The following is a 16,572-nucleotide window of genomic DNA, read 5'->3' as shown; positions in this document are numbered from 1 at the left end:
TGCTTGCACCGACCGATTGCTCTTTTTGTCGCGCTCGCCCTTGCGACCGTCCCGGTGCGCGCCGCAGCGCCCGCCTTGGAAGCCCCGGCTCCGGCTCCGGCTCCGGCTCCCGCAGCGCTCGCGCCGATGCCCGAGATCAGCGCACCGATCGGCCTGCTGATCGACGTCAATTCCGGCCGGGTGCTGTTCGAACGGCAATCGCACCGCCGCTTCGTGCCGGCCTCGCTGACGAAGATCATGACCAGCTACGTCGCGTTCGAACTGATCGCGCAGGGCAAGCTCCGGCTCGACCAGAGGTTCACGATGAAGCCCGAGACCTTCGCCAAGTGGCATGGCGTGGGCAGCACGATGTTCCTCGGCAACATGAGCCAGACCAGCGTTGCCGACCTGATCGAGGGGATCGTCACGGTCTCGGCCAACGACGGCTGCGTGGTAATGGCCGAAGGCGTCGCCGGATCGGTGCCCGGCTTCACCGCGATGATGAACGCCGAGGCGCGCAAGCTCGGCATGCGCGACACGCACTACAATACGCCCAACGGCTGGATGGACGAAGGCCAGACCTGGGTTTCCGCAGCCGACCTCGCCAAGCTGTCGATGGCGCTGATCACGCGCCATCCGGCGCTTTACCAGCGGTTCTACGGCCACCACCAGGCAACGTTCGGCGGGATCACCCAGAACAACCACAATCCGCTCTACGGCCATGTCGACGGCGCCGACGGGGTGAAGACCGGGTTCACCAACGAGGCGGGCTATGGTCTTGTCGGCACCGCGATCCGCAACGGGCGGCGACTGATGATGGTCGTCGGCGGCTACGACCGGCCGGTCGACCGTGCCGAGCAATCGCGCGCGCTGCTCGAATGGGGCTTTGCCGCGTGGACCTCGCATCCGCTGTTCCCGAAGGGCGCGCATCTGGGCGAGGCGCGGGTGCAGGAAGGCGAGGCCCGCAGCGTCGGCCTCGTCGCCCCGCACGACCTCGCGCTGGCGCTGCCGGCCGGAGCGACCGGGCGGCCGACCCTTGCGATCCGCTACAAGGGCCCGCTGCGGGCGCCGATCGCCAAGGGGCAGCAGGTCGCGACGCTGGTGGTGAAGGTGGCTGGCCAGCCCGACGAGGCGCTGCCGCTGGTGGCGGCGCAGGACGTCGCCAAGGGCGGCGTGCTGGCGCGGCTGCGCGACGGCTTCCTCGCGCTGGCAGGTCGCTGATGGCGGGAGCAGGGCTGTTCATTGCGCTCGAGGGCGGGGAGGGCGCGGGCAAGTCGACGCAGGCGCGCCTGCTGGCCGAGGCGCTGCGCGCGCAAGGGCGCGAGGTGGTGCTGACGCGCGAACCGGGCGGCACCGAGGGCGCCGAGGCGATCCGCGCGCTGCTGCTTTCGACCGAGGGCGAAGGCTGGGGCCCGCGGGCCGAAGCGCTGCTGTTCGCCGCGGCGCGCGCCGACCACGTCGACAAGCTGATCCGACCGGCGCTGGCGCGGGGCGCGGTGGTGATCTGCGACCGTTATCTCGATTCGAGCCGCGCCTACCAGGGCGGGGGCGACGGCCTGTCCGATGCCGATCTGCGCGATCTCCACCGGATCGGCAGCGAGGGCCTGCTGCCCGACCTGACGCTGCTGCTGGCGCTGCCACCGGAAGACGCGGCGCAGCGCCTCGAACTGCGCGATCGCGGCGCGGCCGACCGCATCGGCGGGCGCGATGCCGCCTATCACGCGCGGGTCGCCGCCGCATTCGAAGGCTTTGCCCGCACGGAGCCAGCGCGCTTTGCCCGCATCGATGCGACCGGCGCGCCGGGCGAAGTCCATGCGCGCGTGCTGGCGGCGCTCGCAGGCCAGGCGTGGCGCGCATGACCGACCTGCTCGGCCACGAACACCCCTGGGCCGCCTGGCGCGCGGCGATGGCCGGGCAGCGGATGCATCATGCCTGGCTGCTGGCCGGGCGCGAAGGGCTCGGCAAGGCGGCCTTCGCGCTCGAGGCCGCGGCCGAACTGGTCGCAGAGCCGGGGGTGCCGCAACCCGTGCCGACGCTCCATCCCGACATCCACGTGCTGGTCCCGTTGCCCGCCAACGACGACGAGGCGAGGAAGATGGAGGACGGGCGGCCCTACCAGAAGAAGCGGAGCATCGGGGTCGACGTGATCCGCACGATCCAGCGCCGGCTCGTCACGCGGCCGACGCTGGGGGCACGCCGGGCGGTGATCATCGACAGCGCCGACCTGCTCGAAAAGGCGGCGGTCAACGCTTTGCTCAAGAGCCTCGAGGAACCGCCGCAGGGCACGTTCTTCCTGCTGGTCGCGCACCAGCCCGGCCGGTTGCTGCCGACGGTGCGATCGCGCTGCCAGGTGCTGCGCTTCCATCCGCTCGACGATGCGGCGCTGGCGCGCGCGCTAGATCGCGGGGCGCCCGGTCTCGATCCGGCGACGCGGGCCGCGGCGATCGCGGTCGCGGCCGGATCGCCGGGCGCCGCGCTGCATTTCGCCGAACAGGACCTGGGCGAGGTCTTCGCGGTGATGCAGCGGCTCGCCGATCAGGGCGACGGCGACTTTTCGCTGCGCGGCAGGCTGGCCGATGCGCTGGGCGCGCGCCCGGATCGCGAACGGCAGCTGGCGGCGATCGAGGCGGCGCGCATGGTCCTGGTCGAAGCGCTCGCCCGGGCCGACGACGCGCGCCGCCTGCGGATTGCCGATGCCCACGCGCGGATGGTCACGCTGGCGGCGCAGGCGCCGGTCTACAACTACGACCCCGGCCTGCTGGTGCTGGAAATCGGCGGGTTGCTGGCGTCGGCCGCGCGCACTAGGGAGAGCGCAAGCCGCTAGCAACGCCAGTTCCACAAGGAAGCGACCGTCCCGATGGGCGAACCCTATTACATCACCACCGCGATTTCCTATCCCAACGGCAAGCCGCACATCGGCCATGCCTACGAGGCGATCGCCGCCGACGTCATCGCCCGCTTCCACAAGGCGATGGGGCGCGACGTGCGCTTCCAGACCGGGACCGACGAGCACGGCCTGAAGATGGCGCAGAAGGCGCGCGACATGGGGGTGACGCCGAAGCAGTTGGCAGATGAAATGTCGCAGCATTTCATCGATATGTGCGCCACATTGAACGTCGATTACGATGTCTTCCTGCGCACCACCGAACCGCGCCACCACGCCGCCAGCCAGGACATCTGGCGCCGCATGGAAGAAGCCGGCGACCTCTACCTCGACCGCTACGAAGGCTGGTACTCGGTCCGCGACGAGGCCTATTACGACGCGAGCGAGCTGGTCGACGGGGAAGGGGGCGTCAAGCTCTCGCCGCAGGGCACGCCGGTGGAATGGACGGTCGAGGAATCGTGGTTCTTCCGGCTGTCGAAGTACCAGGAGCCGCTGCTCGCGCTCTATCGCGACAACCCCGATTTCATCCAGCCCGATGCGCGGCGCAACGAGATGATCGCCTTCGTTTCGCAAGGCCTGCGCGACCTTTCGGTCTCGCGCACCAGCTTCGACTGGGGCGTCAAGGTGCCGGGCAGCGACGAGCACGTGATGTACGTCTGGGTCGATGCCCTGACCAACTACCTGACGGGCGTCGGCTTCCCCGAGGAAAACGACGATTTCACAAGGTACTGGCCGGCAAACCTCCACCTGATCGGCAAGGACATCGTCCGCTTCCACACGATCTACTGGCCGGCCTTCCTGATGAGCGCCAGGCTGCCGCTGCCGCGCCAGGTGTTCGGCCATGGCTTCCTGCTCAACCGCGGGCAGAAGGAATCGAAGAGTCTCGGCAACGTGACCGATCCGGTCGAACTCGCCGGACGGTTCGGGGTCGATGCGCTGCGCTACTTCCTGATGCGCGAAGTGGCGTTCGGGCAGGACGGCTCCTATTCGCCCGAGGCGATCGTGACCCGCTGCAATGCCGAGCTGGCGAACAGCTACGGCAATCTGGTCCAGCGGATTCTTTCCATGATCTTCAAGAACATGGACGGCGAACTCGGGACGTTTTCGAGCACCGGGGCGGACGACGTGCTGCTCGCGACGGTGCGCGAGGCCTGCGCCGAGGACCTGCCGCGCGAATTCGCCGCGCTCAACTTCTCGGCCGGGATCGACGCGTGGATGCGCGCGGTCTTCGCCTGCAACGCCTATATCGACGAGCAGGCGCCGTGGACGCTGCGCAAGACCGATCCGGAACGCATGCGCGCCGTGCTGCTTTGTCTGTTCATGGCCATCCGCGACCTGACCATCGCCATCGCGCCGGTGGTGCCGGCCGCGGCCGCCAAGGTGCTCGACCAGCTCGGCATCCCGGCGGACAGGCGGCGGATCGCCGACCTCGCCGATGCGGCGTGGTACATGGAACGGGTCGCGACCGGAGAACGACTGACGGCGCCGGTCGGGGCGTTCCCGCGGCTCGAGCTGCCGGCGGAAGACCAGGCCTGATGCTGATCGATTCGCACTGCCATCTCAACTACAAGGGCCTGGTCGAGGAGCAGCAGGCGGTGCTGGCCCGCGCCCGCGAGGCTGGCGTCACCGGCTTTCTCAACATCTCGACCCGCCAGCGCGAATGGGCCGAGGTCGTGGCGACGGCGCACCGCGAGCCCGACGTCTGGGCGAGCGTCGGCATCCACCCGCACGAGGCCGACGGGCATGCCGACCTGGGCGAGGCGGTGCTGAGGCAAGCGACGGATGATCCGCGCGTTATCGCGATCGGCGAGACCGGGCTCGACTATTACTACGACCACTCCGACCGGCAGGTGCAGCAGGATCTGTTCCGTGTGCATATCGCGGTGGCGCGCGAGACCGGGCTGCCGCTGATCATCCACACCCGTGATGCCGAGGCCGACACGCTGCGGATCCTTGCAGAGGAGAAGGGGAAGGGGGACTTTCCCGCGTTGATCCACTGCTTCACCGCCTCACCCGATTTCGGCCGCGCGGTGCTCGATCTGGGCCTGACGATCTCGCTGTCTGGGATTGTGACCTTCAAGAATGCCAAGGACTTGCAGGCGTTCGCTGCGGAAGTTCCCGAGGACCGGCTGCTGGTCGAAACCGACGCTCCGTTCCTTGCTCCGGTGCCGCATCGGGGCAAGACCTGCGAGCCCGCGTTCGTGTCCGACACGCTGCGCTTCGTCGCGGCCCTGCGCGGGGTCGAACCTGACAAGCTGGCTGAAGTTACCAGCGCCAACTTCTTCAGGCTGTTTGCGAAGGCGACGGCGTGAAGCTGGTCATGCTCGGATCGGGCACGTCGACCGGCGTGCCGCGCATCGGCAACGATTGGGGCGATTGCGACCCCAACGAGCCGCGCAATCGGCGCACGCGCGTGGCGATCGTGGTCGAGGGCGAGGACGGCGCGCGGATCCTCGTCGATACGCCGACCGACTTGCGGCACCAGTTGCTCAGCACCGGGATCGGCCGGATCGACGGGGTGGTCTGGACGCACGACCACGCCGATCACACCCACGGCATCGACGACCTGCGCCCGTTGCGGATGGGGCGCGGCGCGCCGATCCCGGGCTATGCCGCCGACGAAACCGTGCGGCGCCTGCGCCAGCGGTTCGGCTATGTCTTTGCCGGGCAGCACGGCTATCCGACGATCTGCAATCTCGACAATCTCGACCGCGTGCGGATGATCGCGGGCATTGGCGTCAGCCATTGCCAGATGCTCCACGGGCCGGCGCAATCGACCGCGTTCCGCTTCGACCAGAATGGCAAGTCTGTGGGCTACGCGACCGATTTCAGCGAGATCAATGCCGAGATGGTCGCGCTGTTCGACAAAGTCGACGTGCTGGTGGTCGACGCCTTGCGCCGGCAGCCGCATTCGACGCACGCGCACCTGGCCATGGCGCTCGAACTGGTCGAGGCGAGCCGCGCCGGCCGCGGCGTGCTGACGCATCTCGACAAGTCGATGGACTACCGGACACTGTGCGACGAAACGCCGGCGCACGTCGAGCCGGGTTACGACGGCATGGAGATCGTGTTGTGAACGGCGACAAGCTGATCGCCATCGTCGGGATCGTCATGGCGCTGATCCTCGTCGGCGCGAACGGCCGCCTGCGCGCGATGCCACGCCGGCGGCAGGCGTTGATGGCGCTGGGCTGGATCGCGATCATCGTGGTCGTCGCGCTCGCATTCGGATCGGCGCGCCCACCCGCTATTTAACATAATCATTATTATCGAATTGGAGCACGACCGATGGAGCAAGGGGCCCCTGCCGTTCAGTCCGATGCATCGGCCAATCTTGCGCGTCTGCTCCGGATCATGGCGACACTGCGCGATCCGCAGCGCGGTTGTGACTGGGACAAGGCGCAGACCTTCGCGACGATTGCGCCCTATACGATCGAGGAAGCCTACGAAGTGGCCGATGCGATCGAGCGCGATGACTTGGCCGCCTTGCGCGAGGAACTGGGCGACCTGCTGCTGCAGGTGGTGTTCCACTCGCGGATCGCCGAGGAAGCCGGCGCCTTTGCCTTCGATGACGTTGCCGCGGCCATTTCGGACAAGATGGAAGCGCGCCACCCGCACATCTTCGGCGGCAGCACCGAGCGCGACCATGCCCGCGAGGAGCGCTGGGAAGCGGCCAAGGCTGCAGAGCGCGCGGCCAAGGGCGCGACGAGCGCGCTCGATGGCGTTGCGCTGGCGCTGCCCGCCCTGATGCGCGCGGAAAAGCTGCAGAAACGGGCGGCGCGCGTGGGGTTCGACTGGCCCGACACCGAGACCCCGGCGGCCAAGCTCGCCGAAGAAGCGGCCGAGCTCGCCGCGGCGGGAACGGACGAGGAACGCCTGGCCGAAGCCGGCGACCTGCTGTTCGCCGCCGTCAATGTCGTGCGCAAGTACGGCATCGCCCCGGAGGATGCGCTGCGCTTCGGCAATGCCAAGTTCGAGCGGCGCTTCCGCGCGATGGAGACGCTGGCCGAAGGCAGCTTCGACACGCTGTCGCTCGATGACCAGGAAGCGCTGTGGCAGCGGGTGAAGGCCGCCGAGCGCGAGGGCTGATCGGATCGACCCTGCGCGCGCGCCGGACGCTTGCGCTAGATCCGGGTGAAGCGGCCGAGATCCTTAGGGCTCAACCGCACCTTCAGGCGCAGCGAAGGCATCCCCGCCTCGTCCTCGACCTCGCGTTCCGACAGCACTTCGCCATGCGCGTGGAGCCATGCAAGCCGCTGGCCGTCCGACAGCGGCACGGTCAGTTCGAGCTCCTGCGCTCCGCCGGTGAGCAGCGACGACAGGCGGTCGAGGAGATCTGCCACCCCTTCCCCCGTGACCGCCGAGAGCGGCACGACCGGGAGCTCGGGAACGCCGTGGGCAATGAGATCGCGCCGCATCGCGCGCTCGTCGGGGGCGAGCAGGTCCCACTTGTTCCACGCCTCGATGATCGGGACGGCGCTGCCCTCCTCACCGATCACGCCGAGGTCGGCGAGGATTTCCTCGACTTCGGCCTTCTGCTGCGCGGTCGCCGGATTGGAGATGTCGCGCACGTGGACGATGACGTCGGCGGCGGTGACTTCCTCGAGCGTGGCGCGGAAGGCGGCGACGAGCTGGGTGGGCAGGTCCGAGATGAAGCCCACCGTGTCTGACAGGATCGCCTTATCGACGCCCGGCAGGCGAACGGCCCGCATCGTCGGGTCGAGCGTGGCAAAGAGCAGATCCTCGGCCATGACGCCGGCGCCCGTCAGCCGGTTGAACAGCGTCGACTTGCCGGCGTTGGTGTAGCCGACCAGCGCGATGATCGGCCAGGGCGCGCGCTGGCGGCGGTCGCGGTGGAGGCCGCGCGTGCGGCGCACCTGCTCGAGCTCGCGCCGCAACCGCGCCATCCGGTTGCGGATCATGCGGCGGTCGGCTTCGATCTGGGTTTCGCCGGGGCCGCCGAGGAAGCCGAAGCCGCCGCGCTGGCGTTCGAGGTGGGTCCACGAGCGCACGAGGCGTCCCGCCTGGTAATCGAGGTGGGCGAGTTCGACCTGGAGACGCCCTTCGGCCGTGGCCGCGCGTTCGCCGAAGATTTCGAGGATCAGGCCGGTACGGTCGATGACCTTGTGCTTCAGCTTTTCCTCGAGGTTGCGCTGCTGGATCGCCGAGAGCGAGCCGTCGACGATGACCAGCTCGGCCTCGTTCTGCGCGAGCGCGACGCCGATGCGCTCGACCTGTCCTTCGCCGAACAGCGTGGCGGGGCGCACCGCGCGGATCGGCAGGACGAAGGCGTCGACGACCTCGATGCCGATGGCGCGGGCAAGGCCCTGCCCTTCCTCGAGCCGTGTTTCGGCGTCTTCGCCGAGGCCGCCGCCCTTCTGGCGGATATCGGGCAGGACCACAATCGCGCGTGCGCCGCGGGTAACCTCGCCTTCGAGATCGCCCGCGTCGCGCCCAAATTCAAAAGTGCTCAAGTGTCAGGCGCCCTCGCCGTCCCAGTCGCCCGACAGGTCGACATGGCCGGCAGGCTGGATAGTCGACACGGCGTGCTTGTAAGCCAGCTGGACGTAGCCTTCGCGCTCGAGCAGCATGCAGAACAGGTCGTAGGAGGCGACCTTGCCCTGGAGCATGACGCCGTTGACGAGGAACATCGTCACCTGCACACCCGCATCGCGCACGCTCGACAAGAAGACTTCCTGAAGCAGGCGCTTCTTGCCGTTGTCGTCGCTGCCGCCCTGGAAATGGGCGACCGAGAGCTGCTGGCCCGGCATGATCGTGCTGATCGCGTGCTTGTAGACGAGCTGCGACTGGCCGTCGCGGCGCAGCAGGATCGAGAAGTTGTCGAACCAGGTGACGATCCCCTGGAGCTTGACCCCCTTCACCAGGAACATGGTCACGGGGATCTTGTTCTTGCGAAGGTGGTTGAGGAAGAGATCCTGCAGGTTCTGGCCCTTGCCGCCCGACGGACCGGCGCTCGGAGCCGGTGCGGGAACGGGGGCGGCAGCGGTGTCCACCGCTTCGGGAGCAGGCTCGGCCGGCTTGGTGCGCGGGCGAGCGGAAAGGGTCCGTCCGGTCATCATGTGACTCCATTGCTATTGGCGTAGCCCTTATGCGGACCATCGCGATCTGGCCTCGGTGACATCCGAATCCGTATCGGAGCACTTTGACCGGGTTCCATGACAACTTATTGCCCGATCCCTCGCGGGTAAACCGGTATCTTGCCTGAGGGTTCCGCAGGGACGTCCCCTACCCTCGTTACTCGTCGTCGTCCTCGTCGTCGCGGCGCTCGGCCATGCCGAGCAGCTTGAGCTTGCGGTGCAAGGCCGAGCGCTCCATCCCGATGAAGCTGGCGGTCTTGGAGATGTTGCCGGAAAAGCGGCGGATCTGGACCTTGAGATACTCGCGCTCGAAGTTCTCGCGCGCTTCGCGCAGCGGCACGCCCATCAGCGCGGACGGGGCGTTGGCACCGCCGAGCCGGGTGCTGATGATTTCCGAGGGGAGCATGTCCGCCTCGATCCGGCCGAGGCGATCGCGCGGCGCGAGGATGATGGTCCGCTCGACCACGTTTCGCAGCTGGCGCACGTTGCCCGGCCAGTCGTAGGCCTGGAGCGCGGCCATCGCCTCGGGCGAGACCAGCGGCGGGGCGATGCCCTGCTCGCTGGCGTAGCGGGTGAAGAAGTGCTCGACCAGCGAGGGGATGTCGTCGCGCCGTTCGTTGAGCGGGGGAATCGCGACCGGAACCACGTTGAGGCGGTAGTAGAGGTCCTCGCGGAACCGTCGCTCGGCGATCTCCTTTTCGAGCGGGCGCGACGAGGAGGAGACCACGCGCACGTCCACGCGGATCTGGCGGTGGCCGCCGACCCGCACGAAGGCCTGGTCGGTCAGCACGCGCAGGATCCGCGCCTGGCTCGATGCGGGCATGTCGGCCACTTCGTCGAGGAACAGCGTGCCCCCGTCGGCCATCTCGAGCAATCCAGCCCGCACCAGCTTGCCGTCGGCCTCTTCGCCGAACAGCTCCTGCTCGAAGCGCTCGGGGGTGATGCGCGCCGCGCTCACCGTGACGAAGGCGCTCTGGGCGCGCGGGCTCCACGAATGGAGCAGGCGCGCCGCGACTTCCTTGCCCGCGCCCGCAGGGCCGGTGATCAGGAGGCGGCTGCCAGTGTTGGCGACGCGCTTCAGCGTTGCGCGCACGGCATTGATCGACGGGCTGTTGCCGGTGAACTCGTCGGCCATGGCGAAGCCTTCGCGCAGCCGCTGGTTTTCGCGGCGCAGGCGCTCGGTTTCGGTTGCGCGCTCGACCAGCAGCAGGAGCCGCTCGGCTTCGAACGGCTTCTCGATGAAGTCCATCGCGCCGCGGCTGATGGCCGACACGGCGGTGTCGATGTTGCCGTGGCCGGAGAAGATCAGCACCGGGAGTTCGGGCTCGCGCTTCTTGATCTCGTCGAGCACTTCGAGCCCGTCCATCGGGCTGCCGTGCAGCCAGACGTCGAGCAGCACGAGGCTGGGCCGGCGCTCGTCGATGGCCGCGAGGGCGGACGTGCTGTCGGCTGCGGTGCGGCAGCCGTAGCCTTCGTCGCTGAGCACGCCCGCAACCAGTTCGCGGATGTCGCATTCGTCGTCGACGATCAGGATGTCGAGTGCCATGGGGTTTCCTGCGGTTGTCTGGTCAAGGCGCGGCGGGAGCCGCCACGGGATCGATCGCTGCGGTATCGAGCGGGTTGCGGGCAAGGCGCATGATGACCCGGGTGCCGCCGCCCGGTTCAGCCATGAACTGCATCTCGCCGCCGTGTTCCTCGACGATCTTGTTGACGATCGCGAGGCCGAGGCCGGTGCCCTTCTCGCGCGTGGTCATGTAGGGTTCGAGAATGCGTTCGCGCTCGGCGGGCAGGCCGACGCCGTTGTCGGCAACCGTCACCGTGACGGCGTGCTGGTCACCCGCTAGCCACACCCGGATCGCGCCCCGGTAATCGACGTCCCCGTTTCGCGCGCGCTGCTCGATCGCCTCGATCGCGTTCTTGAGGACGTTGGTCATGGCCTGGCCGATCTGGTGACGGTCGGCCTCGATCGGCATTGTCGCCTCGCCGGTGAAGTCGAAGTCGATGTCGGGATGCGCGACTTCCTGGAGGAACAGGGCCTGGCGCACGAGGTCGCTTGCATCCTCGCTGCGAAAGACCGGCTTGGGCAGGCGCGCGAACGAGGAGAACTCGTCGACCATCTTGCGCAGGTCGCCGACCTGGCGAATGATCGTCGCGGTCAGCTCCTCGAACAGTTCGGGATCGGTCTCGATCTGCCGGCGATAGCGTCGCTTGAGCCGCTCGGTGGCGAGCTGGATCGGCGTCAGCGGGTTCTTGATCTCGTGGGCGATGCGCCGGGCGACGTCCGACCACGCCGCGCGGCGCTGGTCGAGCAGCTGCCGGGTAATGTCCTCGAAGGTGACAACGTGCCCGGTCGCATCGTGCGTGATCTTGACCGCGAGTGTCAGCAGTTCGCCGTTCTTGGCATAGTGGACAAGGCCGCTGGCCTCGCCCGAACTCACCAGCTGCCCGAGCTGGGGGGAGATGTCGTCGAGCCTCGTGCCGACCGGATCGACCGCGTCGCGATCGCGCAACAGCTTGAGCGCCGAGCTGTTGATGAGCCGGATGACCCCTTCGCGATCGGTCGAGACGATGCCCGCGGTGATCGATTCGAGCACGGCTTCGATGAAGGCGCGCCGGACCTCGAGCTGCGCATTGGCGCCGACCAGCGCCTGGGTCTGGGTCTCGAGCTGCGCGGTCATGCGGTTGAACGCGCGCGCGAGCAGGCCGACCTCGTCGGTGCCGCTGCCCGGGGTCACGCGCATCGAGAAGTTGCCGCTGCCGACCTTGCGCGCGGCCGAGACGAGCTCGACCAGGGGCGCGACCTGGCGGTCGGCGAAGCGCAGCGCCACCCAGACCGCGAGCACCACCAGCGCGAGGCTGATCCCGAACAGCGCTAGGTTGAAGCGCAGCTGGAGCGCGCGCGCGCGGCGGGTGAGGACGTCGTAGGCCTTGAGCACGGACTGCGCGCGCTGCCACTGGTTGAGCGCGAGGGCATCGGAATTGCGCGCGACGTAGAGATAGATGCCGCGGCTGCGGTCGACCGGCGTCACCGCCTCGATCCGCGCGGCCGAGGCGTTGACCACCACCGCTTCGCCGGCGTCGATCTTGCGCAGTTCCTCGGCGGTGATGCGCTGGCGGTCGTCGGTCGAGTTGGGGTCGACGATCGCGGCGGTGCGCAGCGTCCCGTCGGGGCGCCGCTCGACCAGCGCGGATTCGTTGAGCTTGCGGTTGATCACCTGCCACGAATAGCCTTCGGCGAAGTCCTGGCTGGTGATCGGCGCCTGCGCGAGGTAGTCGCGCAGGTCTCCGGCCATCGCGACGCTTTCGTTGCCGACGTCGCGCAGCTTGTCGGCATAGTAGCCACGTGCGAGGTTGTTCGCGTTCTCGAGCATGCCGCGCGAATTGTCGGAGAACCAGAACTCGACCCCCGACTGGAACAGCAGCGAGGCGAAGACCACGACCAGCAGCGTGGGGATCGCGGCGATGAGCGAAAACAGCCACACCAGGCGCAAGTGCAGGCGCCCGCTGCTCCCAAGGACGCTGGTCGCGGCGCGGCGCAAGGCGACCCGGCGCCCGAGCAGGACAATCAGCGCCATGGCCGGAACGAGCGTTCCGATCAGCAGGCTGGACGTGATGCGCGACGGGAGCAGCTGGTTGGCGGCCGTGTTTGCGCTGAACGTCGACCAGCTGACCCACAGCGCCACCGCGAGCATGAAGGTCGCCGTCAGCTCGAGCAGCAGGAACACGTTCGCACGCCGCAGGGTGACCAGCAATCTTCGCCACCAGCGGGGCGACCTGCGGGACTCGGTTCGGGGCGACTGCGGCATCGTTGCCGATCAACAACACTCCTGTTGCCGATTTGCAAGAGGTTTGAGGGGCAGTCGCCGCGGCTCGCCGCAGCCGCGGCGCGCCCGAAAGGTCAGGAGCGCGCCGCCGCGCCTTCGAGGACGATGCCGAGCTCGACGAGACGCTTGCGCAAGGTGTTGCGGTTGATCCCCAGAAGCTGCGCCGCGCGCAGCTGGTTGCCCCCGGTCGTGGACAGGGCATGGAGGAACAGGGGCCGCTCGAACGCTGCCAGCGCCTCGTCGTAGAGCGTTCCGGGCGCGGGCCGGGCCTGCCCGATCCATCGCTCGAGCGCGCCGCCGAAGTCGACCCCCTCGTCGGTGACGGGCTCGCCCGGGCGCGCGGCGCCTGGCAGCGGCTCTGCAACCAGCAGTGGTTCGATCGTCGCGCTATCGATCACTTCGTCACGCGCCAGCAGCGCGAGGCGATAGACGAAGTTGCGCAACTCGCGCACGTTCCCGCGCCAGGGCTGGCGCGCGAGGAGCGCAGCGCCCGCGGGCGACAGCGACCGGCGCGGCAAGCCTTCGCTGGCCGCCAGCGTCAGGAAATGGCGCGCGAGCGCCTCGATGTCGTCGGCCCTGTCGCGCAGCGGGGGCAGTTCGATCGGCACGACCGCGATGCGGTAGTAGAGGTCCTCGCGGAACTGGCCCGCAGCGATCATCGGCACGAGGTCGCGGTTGGTTGCGGCGATGATCCGGCAGTCGAGCGTGATTTCCTCGCTGCCGCCGACCCGGCGGATCCGGCCTGACTGCAGTGCGCGCAGCAACCGCGTCTGCGCCTGCATCGGCATGTCGCCGATTTCGTCGAGGAACAGGGTGCCGCCCCCGGCCTGCTCGAACTTGCCGATATGACGGGCATGGGCGCCGGTAAACGCGCCCTTTTCGTGCCCGAACAGCTCGCTTTCGATGAGATCGGCAGGAATCGCGGCCGTGTTGACCGCGACGAAGGGCCCCGCCGCGCGATTTCCGAGCTGATGGATCGCTTCGGCGACGAGCTCCTTGCCGGTCCCGGATTCGCCGAGGATGAGGACGGTGAGGTCGTTGCGCAACACGCGCGTGATCATGCGATAGACCGCCTGCATCGCCGCGCTGCGGCCGACCAGGGGCAAGGCCTCGGGCTCGTCGGAGGGATCGCCGATGCTCTCGGCGCTCTGCCCCGCTCCGATCGCCTGCCGCACGGTGCGGACAAGTTCCTCGAGATCGAAGGGCTTGGGGAAGTATTCGAAGGCGCCGGTATCGCTCGCGCGCACCGCCGTATCGAGCGTGTTCTGCGCGCTCAGGATGATGACCTGCATTTGCGGACAGGCCTGGCGCACGCGGGCGAGGCTTTCGATCCCGTCCCCGTCCGTCAGCATCACGTCGGTCAGCATCAGGCCGTAGCGGCGTTCCGCCAGGTGGCGGTCCCGCTCGGCGATCGAATCGCAGCGGTCGACCCTGAACCCTTCCGCTTCGAGCGCAGCGGTAATGACGAGCGCGATCGAGGCATCGTCCTCGACCAGCAGGATCGACTGCTTCACTTCGTTCCTTCCCTGTCGGCCTCGACCGGCACCGTGCCCGCGACCGGCAGGTGCAGGCGGAAGTGAGTCCACCCGCGCGCCTCGTCGCGATCGTGCGAGATCCGGCCGTGCATTTCGCGCACCAGTTTCTGGACGAGCGCCAGCCCGAGCCCCTGCCCGGTCTTCTTCGCCGTCACGAACGGTTCGAAGATGTGATCGCGCAGCTTCGGATCGACCCCGGGGCCGTTGTCGCTGACGCGCAACTCGATCGGCAGCCGCAGGGGCTTGCCGCCGGGGCCGGCATGGAGCTGGATGCCGCTGGCGAACCGGGTGCGCACGGCAATGCGGGGAATCTTGCTGCTCTCGCAGGCCTCGCGCGCGTTGGTCAGGAGGTTGAGCAGCACCTGGACCAGCGCATCGGAGTTGGCCATGACCGGAGGGAGCGAGGGGTCGAACTCCTCCTCGATGACCACGGTCCCGCTGCTCGAGGCGGCGATGATCGCCTGGGCGTGGCGCACGGCTTCGTGCAGGTTCAGCGGCGTCGCCGGTTCCTGGCTGCGCCGCGAGAGCGACTGCATCTGGTCGATCAGCTTGGCGATGCGATCGACTTCGGCGGTGATGAGCCCCGTCAGCGCCTTGTCCGCGCCTTCGAGCTTGCGGTCGAGCAACTGCGCCGCGCCGCGTATGCCGGCGAGCGGATTCTTGATCTCGTGCGCGAGGACCTCGGGTGCACGCAAGGCGCCGCCCTCGCCCGCGCCGCCGCCGCCGCCCTCGCCCGAGAGCGCGTCGACCCCGATCGCTTCGTGGACGATCAGCATCTGCCATCCGGGCGAATGGGTCACCGGCGCGGTCATCACGTCGAGCCTGCGCGCCGCCTGGCCGAGCACGCGGACCCGCGCATCGCGCGCAAAGAGCTGCGCCTCGCCCTCGGCGAGACGTCCCAGGATCAGCGGCTCGTCGAACGCGAAGATTTCGGCAACGCTGCGCCCGACGAGGCGCCGCGCACCCTTTCCGGCAAGCTGCTCCGCGGCGGGATTGACCGAGGAGACGACGAGGCCAGGGTCGAGCACGAACACCGCCAGCGGCAGGCTGGCGACGAGCCGCTTGGGCTCGGGCCGCGCGGCTTCCCGCCGCGGCTCGCCGGGCTGGCCGGCGACCGCTGCGTCAGGCAGCGGCGCGCCGGTCGAGGCCATGATCGGAATCGAGGAGGCGACCGTAGAAGCCGGCGAGACTGTCGAGCACGGCGGCGGCATCGTCGATGAAGTTGACCCGGTTACGGAATTCCGCCGAGCCCGGCAGGCCCTTGGTGTACCAGCCCAGATGCTTTCGCGCCATGTTCACGCCGGTGACCGGACCGTAGTGATCAAGCATGGCGTGATAGTGCTCGACGATCACCGCGTACTGCTCTGCCAGCGACGGATCGGGGCGGCGCTCGCCGGTTTCGAGCCAGTGCATCACTTGCCCGAGGAACCAAGGGCGGCCGTAGGACCCGCGACCGATCATCACGCCGTCGGCGCCGCTTTGCTCAACTGCCGCTGCCACGTCCTCGATCGCGCAGATGTCGCCGTTGACGATGACCGGGATGTCGACGACTTCCTTGACCTTGCGCACGAAGGCCCAGTCGGCGCTGCCCTTGTACATCTGGTTGCGCGTGCGGCCGTGGACGGTGATCATCTTCGCCCCGATGTCCTGCGCAATTCGCGCGAGCTCGGGGGCGTTGAGGCTGTCGTGGCACCAGCCCATCCGCATCTTCACCGTCACCGGCACAGAGACCGCCTTGACCGTGGCTTCGATCAGCCGCGTCGCCAGCGGGATGTCGCGCATCAGCGCCGAGCCGGCATCGCCGTTCACGACCTTGCGCACCGGGCAGCCCATGTTGATGTCGATGATCGCCGCGCCGCGGTCTTCCTGGAGCTTGGCCGCCTCGCCCATCTGATCCGGCTCGCAGCCGACCAGCTGCATCGACACCGGTTCTTCGGTCGGGTGCCACATCGCCTTCTGGATCGACTGGCGAGTCTCGCGGATCGCGGCGGGGCTGGCGATCATTTCGGTCACGTTGAGGCCCGAGCCGTAGCGACGGACCATCGTGCGGAACGGCAGGTCCGACACGCCGGTCATCGGCGCGAGCACGACCGGGCAGCCCACGGTCACGGGGCCGACCTTGAGCGGCGCCAACTGGGGCGGAACGGGCGTGGATGTCATGACCTGGATGCTCTGCCTAAAAAACAGGCAGCACATAGGGGAGCGGCCGGCAAAGGGCAAGGCCGCGGCGTGGGCCGCATCCCGTCTTGCCCGCT

General features: G+C 68.5%; 15 protein-coding genes. 8 read left to right on the top strand and 7 right to left on the bottom strand.

Translation table 11 applies throughout. The features are described from left to right. Positions 1-75: 75 nt before the first annotated feature. The 8 genes from K3A85_RS09205 to mazG are packed head-to-tail and all read left to right on the top strand — an operon-like array spanning position 76 to position 6,949. On the top strand, positions 76-1,200 hold the full coding sequence (locus K3A85_RS09205) for a D-alanyl-D-alanine carboxypeptidase family protein (RefSeq protein WP_225206217.1): 1,125 nt from the start codon (positions 76-78) through the stop codon (positions 1,198-1,200). Further along, positions 1,200-1,838 (top strand): dTMP kinase, encoded by a 639-nt coding sequence (tmk, locus tag K3A85_RS09200; RefSeq protein ID WP_225206216.1) that lies wholly within the window; start codon positions 1,200-1,202, stop codon positions 1,836-1,838. The genes K3A85_RS09205 and tmk overlap by 1 nt, the downstream gene beginning before the upstream one ends. Further along, positions 1,835-2,803 carry a DNA polymerase III subunit delta' gene (locus K3A85_RS09195; RefSeq protein ID WP_225206215.1) on the top strand — a complete coding sequence of 323 codons (969 nt, stop codon included), beginning with the start codon at positions 1,835-1,837 and terminating at the stop codon, positions 2,801-2,803. The genes tmk and K3A85_RS09195 overlap by 4 nt, the downstream gene beginning before the upstream one ends. A gap of 33 nt (positions 2,804-2,836) precedes the next feature. Further along, complete coding sequence (gene metG, locus K3A85_RS09190; RefSeq protein WP_225206214.1) at positions 2,837-4,399, top strand: methionine--tRNA ligase; 1,563 nt, start codon at positions 2,837-2,839, stop codon at positions 4,397-4,399. Further along, a complete protein-coding gene (locus K3A85_RS09185; RefSeq protein WP_225206213.1) occupies positions 4,399-5,175 on the top strand; it encodes a TatD family hydrolase in 777 nt (258 codons plus the stop codon). The genes metG and K3A85_RS09185 overlap by 1 nt, the downstream gene beginning before the upstream one ends. Continuing rightward, complete coding sequence (locus tag K3A85_RS09180; RefSeq protein ID WP_225206212.1) at positions 5,172-5,939, top strand: MBL fold metallo-hydrolase; 768 nt, start codon at positions 5,172-5,174, stop codon at positions 5,937-5,939. The genes K3A85_RS09185 and K3A85_RS09180 overlap by 4 nt, the downstream gene beginning before the upstream one ends. Then, complete coding sequence (locus tag K3A85_RS09175; RefSeq protein WP_225206211.1) at positions 5,936-6,115, top strand: hypothetical protein; 180 nt, start codon at positions 5,936-5,938, stop codon at positions 6,113-6,115. The genes K3A85_RS09180 and K3A85_RS09175 overlap by 4 nt, the downstream gene beginning before the upstream one ends. Positions 6,116-6,148: 33 nt before the next feature. Further along, positions 6,149-6,949, top strand: a complete 801-nt coding sequence (mazG, locus tag K3A85_RS09170) for a nucleoside triphosphate pyrophosphohydrolase (protein ID WP_225206210.1) — start codon at positions 6,149-6,151, stop codon at positions 6,947-6,949. A 35-nt stretch (positions 6,950-6,984) separates the two neighbouring features. Here the strand turns inward: mazG and hflX are convergent, their stop codons facing one another. From hflX to dusB, 7 genes are all read right to left on the bottom strand, one after another. Beyond that, positions 6,985-8,334 (bottom strand): GTPase HflX, encoded by a 1,350-nt coding sequence (gene hflX, locus K3A85_RS09165; protein ID WP_225206209.1) that lies wholly within the window; start codon positions 8,332-8,334, stop codon positions 6,985-6,987. Positions 8,335-8,337: 3 nt separating this feature from the next. Next, positions 8,338-8,937, bottom strand: a complete 600-nt coding sequence (hfq, locus tag K3A85_RS09160; protein ID WP_225206208.1) for an RNA chaperone Hfq — start codon at positions 8,935-8,937, stop codon at positions 8,338-8,340. A gap of 178 nt (positions 8,938-9,115) precedes the next feature. Next, positions 9,116-10,504 carry a nitrogen assimilation response regulator NtrX gene (gene ntrX / locus K3A85_RS09155; protein WP_225206207.1) on the bottom strand — a complete coding sequence of 463 codons (1,389 nt, stop codon included), beginning with the start codon at positions 10,502-10,504 and terminating at the stop codon, positions 9,116-9,118. A gap of 22 nt (positions 10,505-10,526) precedes the next feature. Beyond that, entirely contained in the window at positions 10,527-12,764 is a 2,238-nt protein-coding gene (locus tag K3A85_RS09150) for a sensor histidine kinase (RefSeq protein ID WP_225206206.1), read from the bottom strand. A 92-nt stretch (positions 12,765-12,856) separates the two neighbouring features. Then, positions 12,857-14,296: a sigma-54-dependent transcriptional regulator gene (locus K3A85_RS09145; protein ID WP_225206205.1), complete on the bottom strand. Its 1,440-nt coding sequence runs from the start codon at positions 14,294-14,296 to the stop codon at positions 12,857-12,859. Continuing rightward, positions 14,293-15,468, bottom strand: coding sequence for a two-component system sensor histidine kinase NtrB (locus K3A85_RS09140; RefSeq protein WP_225206204.1), 1,176 nt, complete (start codon positions 15,466-15,468; stop codon positions 14,293-14,295). Before K3A85_RS09140 ends, K3A85_RS09145 begins: the two co-directional genes overlap by 4 nt. Continuing rightward, a complete protein-coding gene (dusB, locus tag K3A85_RS09135) occupies positions 15,440-16,477 on the bottom strand; it encodes a tRNA dihydrouridine synthase DusB (RefSeq protein ID WP_225206203.1) in 1,038 nt (345 codons plus the stop codon). The genes K3A85_RS09140 and dusB overlap by 29 nt, the downstream gene beginning before the upstream one ends. Positions 16,478-16,572 lie beyond the last annotated feature (95 nt).

The sequence above is a fragment of the Novosphingobium huizhouense genome, from assembly GCF_020179475.1.
In the GTDB taxonomy this organism is placed as follows: Bacteria; Pseudomonadota; Alphaproteobacteria; order Sphingomonadales; family Sphingomonadaceae; genus Novosphingobium; species Novosphingobium huizhouense.
This window is presented reverse-complemented; position numbering and strand designations above follow the sequence as displayed.